Source organism: Rhodospirillaceae bacterium, from assembly GCA_016712715.1.
Taxonomy (GTDB): domain Bacteria; phylum Pseudomonadota; class Alphaproteobacteria; order Dongiales; family Dongiaceae; genus Dongia.
This window is the reverse complement of the sequence record JADJQM010000003.1, coordinates 464,570-476,838: the sequence shown is the minus strand read 5'-3', so window position 1 is coordinate 476,838 and position 12,269 is coordinate 464,570. Positions and strand designations below refer to the sequence as shown.

The following is a 12,269-nucleotide window of genomic DNA, read 5'->3' as shown; positions in this document are numbered from 1 at the left end:
CCTGGTTTTGGAACGGGGACGGCGGATAGCGGGACATGAGGTCGAGCAAACGCAAAGTCATCATCACCTGTGCGGTGACCGGGTCGGTTCATACACCGACCATGTCCGAACATCTGCCGGTGACACCCGTGGAGATCGCCGAGCAAGCCATTGAAGCGGCGCGAGCCGGCGCGGCGGTGCTGCATCTTCATGCCCGCAACCCGCTGGATGGCAGCCCGACACCTAGTCCCGAAATTTTCGACCAGTTCGTGCCAAGGATCGCTGCGCAGACGGATGCGATCGTCAACATCACCACCGGCGGCAGTACGCGTATGACGCTGGAGGAACGCCTCGCCTATCCCCTGAAGGGCAAGCCGGAGCTGTGTTCGCTCAACATGGGCTCGATGAACTTCGCCTTTAACCGGGCCGGTCGCGGCATCATCACCTGGAAGTGCCCCTGGGAACAACCCTATGTCGAGGGGTCCGAAGATCTCATTTTCCGCAACACGTTCCGCGACATGAAGTCGGTTATCGCGCGTTTGGGCGACGCCCACGGCACGCGCTTCGAATTTGAATGCTATGATGTGGGCCATCTCCACAATCTCGCGCATCTTGCCGAAGAGGGGTTGGTCAAGCCACCCTTCTTCCTGCAATGCGTTCTGGGGATTCTCGGCGGCCTCAATGCCGATCCGGAGAATCTGTATCTCATGCGGAGCACGGCCGACCGCCTGTTCGGGCGCGAGAACTACGAATTCTCGGTGCTCGGCGCGGGGCGACACCAGATGTCGCTCGTGACGATGGGCGCCATCATGGGCGGGCATGTGCGTGTCGGTCTCGAGGACAGCCTCTATCTCGGCCGCGGCTTGCTGGCCGCTACCTGCGCAGATCAGGTGCTGAAGATCCGGCGCATTCTGGAGGAATTGTCCCTGGAGATTGCCAGCCCGGACGAAGCGCGCGCGATCCTCAGGACCAAGGGTGCTGACAAGGTGAGCTTCCGTGACTGATATCGCCGCAACCATCAAGACCGACCGCCGCAAGGGCAGCCTGCTTGAGATGGTGGTGATCGGCGTGACGCTGCTGCTGATCGTGGCCTTTTCCGTGCTGACGGAGGGATTTGCGACCGTCGGCAATTTCCGGGTCATCCTTGCCAACTCCGCGTCGCTGGTGATCCTGAGCTGCGGCATGGCGGTGGTGATCATCTCAGGCGGGCTGGACCTCTCCCTGATCGCCCAGATGGTCGCCGGTGCCGCCACCTTCAGCATCCTGATCGGCCCAGGTGTTCCCGCCGCAGCCGGGCTGCTGCTGACGGTGCTGGCCATGGTCCTGGTGGGCGGTGTGAACGGCTGGCTGATCGCCTATGTCGAAATTCCGCCGATGCTGGCCACCCTCGCCTCCGCCATGCTGATCACGGGCCTGTTCCGCTTTGCCATTCTGCGCGGCGAGTTTCTGCTGCTGCTGCCAAAGACCAACCCGGCCGTCATTTTCCTGGCGGGAGACATCGTGCCGGGCGTACCGGTGCCGGTCGCCCTGATGATCGCAGCGCTCGTGGCGGCATGGCTGTTCCTGCGCTACACGGTGGCCGGCCGCATCACCTATGCCATGGGCGACAATTTCCAGGCGGCGCGTCTCACCGGCCTGCCGGTGCGGCCGACAACCGTGCTGGTCTATGTCTTCGCGGCCCTCACGGCTTTGCTCGCTGGGCTGGTGATTTCGGCAGCGAGCGGCGCCGTCGATTTCCGCACCGTCACGAATGGCAGCCTGCTGTTCGAGGTGATCCTGGTCGTCGTGCTGGGCGGCATTCCACTGCGCGGCGGGCGCGGCGGCATTCCACTGCGCGGCGGGCGCGGCGGCATTCGCAACATCATTGTCGGCGTCACCCTGATCGCCGTGCTGCGCAACGGGATGACGCTGCTCGATTTCACGACCCAGACCCAGGACATGCTGAAGGGTCTGGTCCTCATCCTCGCCATCATCGTCGACAAATATCTCAATCCACGGGAAATCGAGACCGACACCGTGGGCGATCTATAAAACGCTAGAAACGCAAGGAGGAAAACATGCAACATCGCTTGGGACGTAACCTGGTCAGGACCTGCATCGGCGCACTGGTGGGTGTCGGCATCGCATTGTCGCTGAATGCGCCGGCGCTTGCCGACAGCAACATCAAGGGCAAGAAGGTGATCTTCGTGCCCATTTCCTGGGTATCTCGCTCACGGAAGGCTGGGCGCGACGGATGAAGGAACATGCGGCGCTCTACGGCTACAGCTTCGATATCCGCGATGCGGCGTTCAATACCGGCGCCATGTCGGAATTGCTTGCCAAGGCCATCAGCGAAAAGCCCGATGTCCTGGTGGCGCACAATCCGACGGTGCAGCTGCTGGCACGCCAGATCAAGCAGGCGGAAGCGGACGGTATCAAAGTGCTGCAGATCAACCTGCAATCCAACCAGCCCTCCAGCGCCTTTGTCGGCGCCAACTGGGATCGCATTGGCCGCGAAATCGCCGAGGACATCGTCAAGGAATGCGGCGCCGGTAGTGGGAAGTCCGGCAAGGTGGCGATCATCCCCGGCCAGCTGACTGCGGCCGACAGCGTGATCATGAACGAGGCGGCGTTCAAGGTCTTTGAAGGACATCCGGAAATCCAGGTCGTCTCGAATCAGGCCTCGGACTGGGAGCCGGAGAAGGCCCGAGCCATCACGGCTACCGTGTTGCAGCAGCATCCCGATCTCTGCGCGATCTTCGGCCATTGGGATGTGCATACGATGGGCGCCGGAAAGGCCGTGAAGGATGCGGGCCTTTCGGACAAGGTCCTGGTCTATGCGACGGGCGGCGGTGACGACGTCACCTGCAAGGCGGTCGAGGACAAGGTGTTGCATCGCGTGTGGAGCTATGACGCAGATGGCCAGGGCCGTGATGCCGCGACGGTGATCGATCTTCTGCTGCAGGGGGCTGCCGCAGCGGATGGTTCGATGCTCTCGATCGAATCGCCGATGAAGATCATCAAGGCTGGTGACCCGAACGCATCGAGCCTTTGCTGGAAGATGTGATCGCCGGGTCCGATATCGAACGTCGTGGTAGAGACGTGCGGGGGGTCAGACGGCCCCCCGCACGTTCGAGATTGTGAAGCATGGACATGTCAGCCGAGATCGATTTTTCCAATCTACCGAAGCAAGCGGTGCCGCTGTTCGTGCTGTCGCCGCGCAGAATCCTGGCCGACATCCTCTCCAAGGGTTGGGTCGAAGGTGCGATCCCGTTCCTGGCCTTGTCCTGTGTCGTGATCGGCATTTTGCTGACCACCGAGGATTACTTTGCACCTGCCAACCTGCGCAACCTCGCCCAATATGCGGCCGATGGTGGCCTTGTCGTGCTAGCGCTGCTGATCGTCGTCGCCGTGGGTGGGATCGATCTATCGGTCGGATCGAATTTCGCCATGTCGGCCTTTGCTGCGCTGTTCTGTTTCCACATCCTTGATCTACCGGTGCCGGCTGTTCTTGGCGTCAGCCTGGCGACCGGCGCCTTGATCGGTAGCGTCAACGGGATTCTTGCCGGCCTGATCGGCTGTGGCGCCTTGCTGGCCACCCTCGGTACCATGATCACCACGCGCGGCCTGTTTACGCTCGCCTCCCAGGCGCAATTGGTGGAGATCTCGACCAGCGCCCGCGTGGACGATCTGTGGGACTGGGTCGGGTTCGAGAAACTCCTGTCGATGCCGATCGGATTCTGGATCTGGCTTCTGGTGGCGATCCTGGTCTTTGTCATGTTCCGCCAGACGCGACTCGGCTGGCACATCCTGGCCGTCGGCGGCAACCGGAAGGCAGCCCGACACGGCGGTATCCAGGTGAAAACGACTGCGTTCCTTGCCTATACCCTGGCGGGACTGATCGTGGGCCTGGCCGGCTTTCTGTTCGCGGCGCGGCAGAACAGCATCGGCGCCGATACCGGAATCGGTCTCGAATTCTTCGCCCTCACAGCGCTGGTGGTGGGGCTCGGCGGATTCGTGCCCGGCCGGGGGCCGGTGGTCGCGGTGATGATCGGCTTTGCCACCGTCTACATCCTCAACAATGTCCTGATCAATGCGGGGTTCAGGGGCGATTTTGTTCAGTTCAGCCTCGGCGCCATCATCGTCGTCATCATCGCCATCGATGTGAAGTTCCAATGCCGCATGAGGTGGCACCAAGGCTGCGCGGGGCCGAGATCCTGGCCGCGGGCAAACTGGACGGGCCGGAAGATGTGCTGCTGGATGCTGCCGGCAATATCTATTGCGGGACGCGGGACGGCTGCTTGATGCGCTTGCTGGCGCCCGACTATGCCGAGGTGAGCGTCTTCGCGCGGATCGGTGGCAGGCCCCTGGGGATGGCCTCCGACCGCGCCGGCCGCATCGTCGTCTGTGTCGCCGGGAGGGGACTGGTGCGTGTGGCGATGGATGGTACAGTCGAATTGCTGACGGACCAGACCGGGCGCAGTTTCTTCAGCGTCCAGGACGACACCACCATCCGCATGGCCGACGATCTCGATATCGCCCCCGATGGAACCATCTATTTCACCGATGCGACCAAGCGCTACGATATCGAGGATTGGGGGCTGGACCTGCTTGAGGGACGGCCGAATGGAAGGCTGCTGAGCTACGATCCCGGCACCGGCAAGACGTGCACCGTCTGCGACAATCTGATCTTTCCCAACGGTGTCTGCGTGACTCACGACGCCAAGCATCTGCTGGTTGCCAGCAGTTGGACCTGTTCGATCCTGATCTTCGATCTTGGCAATCTCGCAGCGGGACCCCGTGTCTTCGTGCGGGGGCTGCCGGGCTATCCCGACAACATCAATCGCGCCAGCGATGGCGGCTATTGGATAGCGCTTGCCGGTACGCGCAATCCGGTCTTCGACCAGGCGATGAAGTATCCCGATCTGCGGCGCCGCATGACGCGAAGGGTGCCGCCCACCAACTGGCTGTTCGGCAACCTCAATATCGGCGGTGTGCTCAAGATCGATGCGTCGGGCCGGATCGTCGATGCGCTATGGGACGCGCCGGACGGGCCGCTCTACATGATCACCTCGATGCGGGAACACGAGGGCGCGCTCTATCTCGGCGGCGTCACCAACGACAAGATCGGCCGCCTGCCGCTCGATGGTGCCGACCGGAACTGGACCGGGCCAGCCAGCTATTGGGGGAGGAGCGAGTGACGTTTTTCCGATCGAGACCGCAACAAGCGCCCGCCATGACGCTGGAAGGGGTGCTAGGCCCCAACAGCCGAGTTGACGAAGCGCCCGGCTTGGCGGTGGCGGCTCCCGCCGTACTTGCCGTCACCCGGGATGAACAATTGCTGTTCAGCTCAGGCAACAGCCTCCATGCCCTGAAGAAATGGGGTGCCTCGCCAAGATTGTGGCGTACCTTTGATAGCCCGGTGACAGCGCTTTGCTGCAGCCCTGGCGGCCTGGTCGCCGTTGGCTGCGCAGATGGCGCGGTGCTGGTTCTCGATCAGGCAGGAGACGTTTCTTCGTCCTGGTCGTTGTCTCTGGCACCAGGTCATGCCGCAGATTGTCTGTTCCTGTCGGAAACTGAGCTTGCGGTCGTCGACACTGGATACAAGCCCGACGAAGCCCCGCTCTCGCTGGCGCCGTGGGATGCGACGCCGCGCGGGCAGGTTTCGGTCGTCAGGCCCGTAGGCAGGGTGAATGTCCTTGCCAGTGGATTGCATTGCCCGATGGGCATCAGCCAGGATGACGAGGGCAACGTCCTCGTCACCGAACTGGAACTGGCCCGCATCGTCGAGACGACCGGCCGACCCCGCCAGTCCGGCTATCCAGCTTATCCTGGACGATTGCGTCGGACCAATTCTGGTTATGTGATGGCCTGTCTCGCAAGGCGTGATCCGCTGATCGAGTTCCTGAAGACGGAGCCGGCCTTTGTTGCAGAGATGACGGCAACGATCGATCCCAGGAACTGGATCTCGCCCCGCCTCAAGCCGGACTTCAGCCATGATTTCCCGATCGAACTCGGGGCCACGCGCCTCTTCGGCGAGGTCAAGCCCTGGGCTCCGTCCTTCTCCTATGGGCTGGTGATCGAGTTGGATCGCCATCTGTTGCCCGTCAGATCCGCCCATTCGCGCGCCAACGGGCGGCGGCATGCGATCACCGATGCGCTGTCCTGGCATGGGGATATCATCGCGGTCAGCCAGGCCAGCGGCGAAATTCTCCATCTCGGTCCAGAAGGCGCCGTGTCATGACCGGCAAGCCCATCGTCTCGCTGGAGAACGTTACTAAGAAATATGGTGGCATCTCGGCGCTTGATAACGCCAGCTTCGAGCTCTATCCCGGTGAGATCCATGCCTTGGCCGGCGAGAATGGCGCCGGAAAGTCCACACTGTGCAAGCTGATCGCCGGCGTCATCTCGCCGAGCGAAGGCGTGCTGAAGTTCGCGGGCCAACCGGTGACTTTCGCCACGCCCAAGGATGCGAAGAATTGCGGCATCTCCATGGTCTTTCAGGAGACCAGCCTGGTGCCGCAGTTGACCGTGGCCCAGAACATGATACTGGGGCGCGAGCGCATGTTCAATTCGGTTCGCAAAGTGCGGAGTGCCGCCCGGCAGATTCTCCAGCGGCTCAATTTCAACGTGGATCCGGCACAGTTGGCCGGCTCGCTGTCGGCGGCCAAACGGCAGATGGTCGAAATCGCCCGAGCCGTTCTCAACGAAGCGCGGGTCATCATCCTCGATGAGCCGACCGCCGCGTTGACGCCGGAAGAGACGGAGCATCTATTCGAGCTGATGAAATCCTTGCGGCAACAGGGTGTCGCGATCATCTTCATCAGCCACGCGCTGGAGGAAGCGCTGCTGCATGCCGACCGGATTTCGGTGCTGCGCGATGGGCGACTGACGGTCACGGCACCGGCCAGCGCGTTCGATCGCCAGCGCCTGATCCATCACATGATCGGCGAGGATATCTCGGCGCGGCCGAGTGTGCCCGTCGCCGGGCGTCGTTCCTCCTCCGCCCTGCCAATCCTGAGGGTCGAGAACATTCGACTGGGCAATGTCGTCAACAACATGTCCTTCTCGGTGTTTCCAGGCGAGATCACCGGTCTTGCCGGACTGATCGGCTCGGGCCGGAGCGAGGTCGCCCGAGTGATCATGGGGCATACCAAGCGCAATTTCGGCGGCGGTCGTATCTGGCTGGATGGCCGGGAAATCCGCTACGGCGTGCCATCACGAGCCATCGCGGACGGCATCGCCTATGTCAGCGAAGACCGCAAGCTGGATGGATTCTTCGAGACGCTGAGCATTTCGGAGAATATCGGTCTCGGCTGGCTGGCAAAGTGCGGTCGTGGCAAGGCGCTGGCCCCGCTTGGGAGGATGCGGAGTATCGCGCGGGAATGGGCGGAGCGACTGTCGATCCGCAGCATCGGCGGTGATCAATCCGTCTTGTATCTGTCGGGCGGCAACCAGCAGAAGGTCGTGATTGCGAAGTCCCTGGTCCAGAGTCCAAAGGTCATCATCTTCGACGAGCCAACGCGCGGTGTCGATGTCGGCGCCATCGCCGAGATCCACGAGATCATCCGTCGCCTAGCCGACAGCGGCGTCGGTGTCATCCTCATATCGTCCTATTTGCCAGAAATTCTGGATCTTTCCGACCGAATTCTCGTGGCCAAGAGCGGGACAATCGCGGCAGACTTCTCCCGCGCCGAAGCCAGCGCCGCCAAGATCCTGCAAGCCGCGATCCATTGACCCCGGAGTGGGGCGGTTGCCCATACCCATGACAAATCCGACATTCCTGGAAAACACGGCTTGTTTGGGATAGTGATACATCCCGAGCCGCTCGTGCGGCGCCGCCAAGTTTGACTTGGAGCCAAGCCGTGTCCCAAAACCAGTTTGCCGACGCACTGTCGGTCCTCGAAAAAGTGGCGCTCGGGGGCGGCGACGCGGAGATCGATGCCGCATTGGAGCGGATGAAGGCGCGGTCGACGCGACCCGGCGAGGCCGAGCAATTCGAGAGCCTGCAGAGCCATGTGAACGCGATCAGGCGCATCATCAGCGGCCATGCCCTGGCTGAACGTGGCCTCAACCTCCTTATCGAGACGACGCATGATCTTTCCAGCACCCTAGCGGTCCAGGACCTGCTGCGGACCATCGTCACGCGCGCCCGCAGCCTAGTGAGCGCGAATGTGGCCTGGGTGACGATCCTGGACGAGGAGAGCGGTCTGTTTCGCACCGTCACGGCGGAGGGAAATCTGTCGCCGGCGACGGCCGGCATGACCAGCCGGGTCGAATACGGCGCCGTCAGCCTGATCCTCAGTTCAAAGAGCTTCTTCGAGACCCAGGACTACCTCAATGATCGGCGCTTCCGGCATCTACCGGAGCTTGACCGCGTGTTCCGGACCGAGAACATCGTCTCGCTCGCCGGCTTCCCGATCCTGTCGGAAGACAAGGTCCTGGGGTTCCTGTTCGTGGCCGATCGCTATGGCCGCAAGCTCTCTGGCCGTGAGATATCGGTTCTCGGATCTTTCGCACTGCACGCCGGTGTCGCCATGCGGAATGCCAACCTGTTCATCATGCTCAGCGAGGCGCTGGGCGAGGCGGAGCGGAACCGCAATGCTCTGATCGAGCATATTCAGCGTGTCGAAGCGTCGGCTGCCGCGCATGACGAAATGACTCACCTGCTAGCGTCAGGCGCCGAGCTGCAGCATTTTCTCAAACGGATGGCGAGCCGGATCAACGGCGCCGTCTTCCTCTATGACAAGCAGCTGGAAATCAGCGAGGAGTTCGTAGCTGAAACCTATGGTGGGTATCTGGCGGGCGACCTCAAGGCAGCCAAGGTCGAGCCGGCGCTGCTAATCAACGCGCATTCGCAATCCAGACACACTGGCCGCGCGGTCCTGGTGGTGAACAAGGGCGATGAGCAATGCCGTGCGATAGTCCTGCATGGCGGCACCGAGCGCGCGGAGAGCCTTGTGATCTGCAACCAGGGCGAACTGGACGCGATCGAGATCCGCAATCTGGAGCGCAGCACAGTTGCCCTCTCCATAGCCAAGCTGTGGAATGAAAGGCGGGAAACCGAAAAGCTGATCGCATCCTCGACCTTGCTGCGGCACGTCGTCATGGTTTCGCCGCCCGACGAATCTACCATCTCGGCGGTGCGGGATCGCCTCGGGCTGCGCACGGAGTCGCCGGTCATGCTGGCACAGATTGTCCTCACGGGGCTTGACCGGGCAGATCAGACAGCGCGCATCCGGGAAAGTGCTGCCAAGCTCAACGCCCTTGTCGATCTGCTGGACGACACCTATCTGGCCATCGGGCCGGAAGAGGCAATCCGGACGTTCCTGCACAACCTCACGAAGAAGCGCAATGGCTGGGAGGCCGGCGGCATTCTGTCGGAACAGTTCACGGATCTCAGCCAGACAGGCTATCATTTCGCCCGCATGAACCAGGCTTTTCACGTGCTGCGCAATATGAAGCGGCTCGATCGGTTCGTTGATCAATCGGACGTGAACATGTTCGCAAAGCTGTTCGAGGCTGGTGATGCGCGACGCCTTGCGAAATATCTCGAGGAAATGCTGGAGCCGATCGAGGCGCGGGCGCCTCGCCAGCGCGAATTGCTGAAGCAGACGCTGCTTTGCTATTTCGACAGCCAGCACAATATCAAGCTCGCGGCGGCAACCCTGGGAGTACATGTCAACACCATGCGGCAGCGCCTCGACACACTGCGCGAAATCACGGGGGGATGGGACGACCCCGTCAAGGCGCTCGAGTTGCATGTGGCGCTGAGGCTGAACGCGATCCTGACGTGACTGGGGATTGTTCCGGCTGCCTCGCTGCTGGCCCCTGAGTTCCCAGCTCGGAACATCATGCCAGCGGGCCGTCTACGTTTATGGGGAACCCATCGGCGCGATCCGCATTGTGAGATTGGGACAATCCGTCCCAAGGAAGGCGGCAGATGCGCAGGTTCATCAAGATCGCGGCGATCATCCTTGGCAGTATCGTGGCCCTGCTGATGCTGACCGGCGTGTCGCTCTATGCTGTGCTGCAGTCCGATCTGCTGCGGGATGAGGCGCAGACGCGCCTGGGGGCTGCGCTTGGACGCGAGACCAGCATCGCCGATACCAGAATCGATTGGGGGTGGACCACGCACGTCAGCTTGAAGGAGGTGAAAATCGCCAATGCCGAATGGGGCACTAAGCCGCACATGCTGGAGGCCCAGTCGATGGACTTCCAGGTTGAGATCCTGCCGATCCTGTTGGGCGATTTCGTCTTCCCGAACATCGAGCTCATGAGCCCCATCATCATCCTCGAACGCAGTGCGGAAGGCGCCAAGAATTGGAGCTTCGGAGAAAACCCCGCGGTCGCCACCGTAGCCGAGGTGGCGGCGCCGGATGAGCGGTCCGAGGCGCCGACGATCAACAAGCTCGTTATCACGAAGGGCAAGATCTCCTTTCTGGACCGGCAGCGCGACCTGGCGCTCACCGGCGATATCAGGATCGGTGCCGGCGAGGCGTCAGGGACCAATCAGGTCGAATTCCACGCCACCGGGAAACTCGAAGGTAAACCGCTGAAGGTCGATTTTGCCGGCGGTTCCATTCGACAATTGCAGGAGTCTCACAAGCCATATCCGCTCGAACTGTCGATCGATTTCGGGAAGACCTCGGTCGAAGTCGACGGCAAGATCGACGACCCGTTCAAGATGGAGGGGGCGGATCTTCAGATGAAACTGGCAGGGCCGGATCTTGCCGAGATTTTTCCGGTTCTCGGCGTGCCGGCTCCTTCAACGCCGCCCTACAAGCTATCTGGCCATCTCACGCGCAAGGGCGAGGTCTGGCAGTTCCAGAAGATGGCCGGGATCGTCGGCAACAGCGATCTAGCCGGCGACGTTAAAATCGATTACGTGCCAGAACGGCCTTTCCTCACCGCCAAGTTGATGTCGAAATCCCTCGATTTCGATGATCTCGGTCCCCTCATCGGCCTGCCGCCAGGGACCGACGGAAAGGAATCCGCGTCCGCGCAGCAGGAGCAGAGTGCCGCGCAATTGGAGGCCGATGACGAGCTGTTTCCTCATGTTCCGCTGAAGATAGAGAAACTGCGCGTCATGGACATGGATGTGACCCTAGATGCGAAGACGGTTCGCGCGCCGAACTATCTGCCCATTCAATCGCTCAACGGCCGAGTCAAGGTCGCTAACGGTCGCGCCGTGCTTAATCCGCTGAAGATGGGTGTCGCCAACGGCATCGTGCAGGGAGAGATGGTGCTCAATGCACGCCAGGAGCAGCCCACAGTCAGCGCCGATCTTGCCCTCTCCAATCTCGATCTTGGGGCCTTCTTCAAGGGCTCGCCCTATTTCGACACGACAGATGGCAAGGTACATGCACAGATCAACCTGACCGGTGCCGGGAGATCGCTGGCCGAGGTGATGGGGACCGGAGAGGGAGATATCTGGCTCGGCATGAAAGGCGGCTCACTCAGCTGGCTGCTAGTCGAACTGGCCGGTCTCGATATTGGTCAGGCGCTCATTCTCTACGTGACCGAGGATGCCAAGGTGCCGATCCGGTGCGGCGCTGGGCGGATCGTGCTCAACAAGGGCGACGCCGCCTTCGATCGCTTCATTGTCGATACCACGGATTCGGTCCTCTATGTCCGCGGTCATGCCAATCTTCGGACCCAGGTGATCGACATGGAAATCGAAGCTGATGCCAAGGATTTCAGCCTGCTCGACATCGATGCGCCAGTCGCCCTCAAAGGCAAGATCCGCAACCCGGACATCTCGATCGGCAAGGGTGTGCCGATTCCGCTGATCGAACCAGGCAATGCTGAGGATGTTTCCTGCGCGCAATTGCTGGGCAACCTGACGACCACACCCCAGAACTAGGGCGCCGATGCGACCGTTCAGGAACCGATCAGGATCGATCCGTCCGGCTGCTGTCCGCCGGTGAGGTATTTCTGCTGCGCCGTCTTCTCGAAGAGGTCTCGATGCCTGGAGAAGATTTCCAGCAATTGCGTGGGCGAAGCCTCGGCCACTTGTTCGCAGGCGAGGATGGCGGGCTTTGTCACACGGCAGACGACATGCCCGGATGCGGCAATGCCAACCATGCGCAGAGTTTCACGGTCGGGATTGTAGACCGGAGTCTCGTTGAGAAATGTCAGTGCCAACAGTCCCTCCCTTGGATCTCAAGCGAGAAGTATGCAGTCTGACCGGCACCCTCGCAATGCGCGCCTACGCGATGGTTTGGGCGACAGGTGGCGGTGTTGGCATTTCTCGTTTCACCGCAGTAGCTAAGCCGTATTTGTGATATTTCCGTGATGGCAGATACTGG

The 12,269-nt window shown here is 61.6% G+C and carries 11 protein-coding genes; 10 read left to right on the top strand and 1 reads right to left on the bottom strand.

The window, feature by feature from the left end; all coding sequences use genetic code 11:
* The first annotated feature begins 35 nt into the window (after nucleotides 1-35).
* The 10 genes from IPK59_20020 to IPK59_19975 all read left to right on the top strand — a co-directional run bounded on the left by IPK59_20020 (nucleotide 36) and on the right by IPK59_19975 (nucleotide 11,824).
* Nucleotides 36-983, top strand: a complete 948-nt coding sequence (locus tag IPK59_20020) for a 3-keto-5-aminohexanoate cleavage protein (protein ID MBK8160948.1) — start codon at nucleotides 36-38, stop codon at nucleotides 981-983.
* Nucleotides 976-2,010, top strand: coding sequence for an ABC transporter permease (locus tag IPK59_20015; GenBank protein ID MBK8160947.1), 1,035 nt, complete (start codon nucleotides 976-978; stop codon nucleotides 2,008-2,010). Before IPK59_20020 ends, IPK59_20015 begins: the two co-directional genes overlap by 8 nt.
* Nucleotides 2,011-2,036: 26 nt before the next feature.
* A complete protein-coding gene (locus IPK59_20010; GenBank protein ID MBK8160946.1) occupies nucleotides 2,037-2,216 on the top strand; it encodes a hypothetical protein in 180 nt (59 codons plus the stop codon).
* The gene (locus IPK59_20005; GenBank protein ID MBK8160945.1) at nucleotides 2,213-3,025 is read left to right on the top strand and encodes a sugar ABC transporter substrate-binding protein; all 813 of its coding nucleotides are present in this window, start codon (nucleotides 2,213-2,215) and stop codon (nucleotides 3,023-3,025) included. The genes IPK59_20010 and IPK59_20005 overlap by 4 nt, the downstream gene beginning before the upstream one ends.
* Nucleotides 3,026-3,105: 80 nt before the next feature.
* Nucleotides 3,106-4,263: an ABC transporter permease gene (locus tag IPK59_20000; GenBank protein ID MBK8160944.1), complete on the top strand. Its 1,158-nt coding sequence runs from the start codon at nucleotides 3,106-3,108 to the stop codon at nucleotides 4,261-4,263.
* Nucleotides 4,260-5,159: an SMP-30/gluconolactonase/LRE family protein gene (locus IPK59_19995; protein ID MBK8160943.1), complete on the top strand. Its 900-nt coding sequence runs from the start codon at nucleotides 4,260-4,262 to the stop codon at nucleotides 5,157-5,159. Before IPK59_20000 ends, IPK59_19995 begins: the two co-directional genes overlap by 4 nt.
* 35 nt (nucleotides 5,160-5,194) lie before the next feature.
* Nucleotides 5,195-6,202 (top strand): hypothetical protein, encoded by a 1,008-nt coding sequence (locus IPK59_19990; GenBank protein MBK8160942.1) that lies wholly within the window; start codon nucleotides 5,195-5,197, stop codon nucleotides 6,200-6,202.
* Entirely contained in the window at nucleotides 6,199-7,695 is a 1,497-nt protein-coding gene (locus tag IPK59_19985) for a sugar ABC transporter ATP-binding protein (protein ID MBK8160941.1), read from the top strand. Before IPK59_19990 ends, IPK59_19985 begins: the two co-directional genes overlap by 4 nt.
* Before the next feature lie 128 nt (nucleotides 7,696-7,823).
* The gene (locus IPK59_19980; GenBank protein ID MBK8160940.1) at nucleotides 7,824-9,755 is read left to right on the top strand and encodes a helix-turn-helix domain-containing protein; all 1,932 of its coding nucleotides are present in this window, start codon (nucleotides 7,824-7,826) and stop codon (nucleotides 9,753-9,755) included.
* A 146-nt stretch (nucleotides 9,756-9,901) separates the two neighbouring features.
* The gene (locus IPK59_19975) at nucleotides 9,902-11,824 is read left to right on the top strand and encodes an AsmA family protein (GenBank protein ID MBK8160939.1); all 1,923 of its coding nucleotides are present in this window, start codon (nucleotides 9,902-9,904) and stop codon (nucleotides 11,822-11,824) included.
* 17 nt (nucleotides 11,825-11,841) lie between these two features.
* Here the strand turns inward: IPK59_19975 and IPK59_19970 are convergent, their stop codons facing one another.
* Nucleotides 11,842-12,105 carry a DUF1488 family protein gene (locus IPK59_19970; GenBank protein MBK8160938.1) on the bottom strand — a complete coding sequence of 88 codons (264 nt, stop codon included), beginning with the start codon at nucleotides 12,103-12,105 and terminating at the stop codon, nucleotides 11,842-11,844.
* Between the last annotated feature and the right edge of the window lie 164 nt (nucleotides 12,106-12,269).

Bases quoted from the DNA above. Each gene is read 5' to 3' on its own strand.
- IPK59_20000 (MBK8160944.1), top strand. From the start codon at position 3,106: ATGGACATGTCAGCCGAGATCGATTTTTCCAATCTACCGAAGCAAGCG.
- IPK59_19990 (MBK8160942.1), top strand. From the start codon at position 5,195: ATGACGCTGGAAGGGGTGCTAGGCCCCAACAGCCGAGTTGACGAAGCG.
- IPK59_19975 (MBK8160939.1), top strand. From the start codon at position 9,902: ATGCGCAGGTTCATCAAGATCGCGGCGATCATCCTTGGCAGTATCGTG.
- IPK59_19985 (MBK8160941.1), top strand. From the start codon at position 6,199: ATGACCGGCAAGCCCATCGTCTCGCTGGAGAACGTTACTAAGAAATAT.
- IPK59_20020 (MBK8160948.1), top strand. From the start codon at position 36: ATGAGGTCGAGCAAACGCAAAGTCATCATCACCTGTGCGGTGACCGGG.
- IPK59_20010 (MBK8160946.1), top strand. From the start codon at position 2,037: ATGCAACATCGCTTGGGACGTAACCTGGTCAGGACCTGCATCGGCGCA.
- IPK59_20005 (MBK8160945.1), top strand. From the start codon at position 2,213: ATGAAGGAACATGCGGCGCTCTACGGCTACAGCTTCGATATCCGCGAT.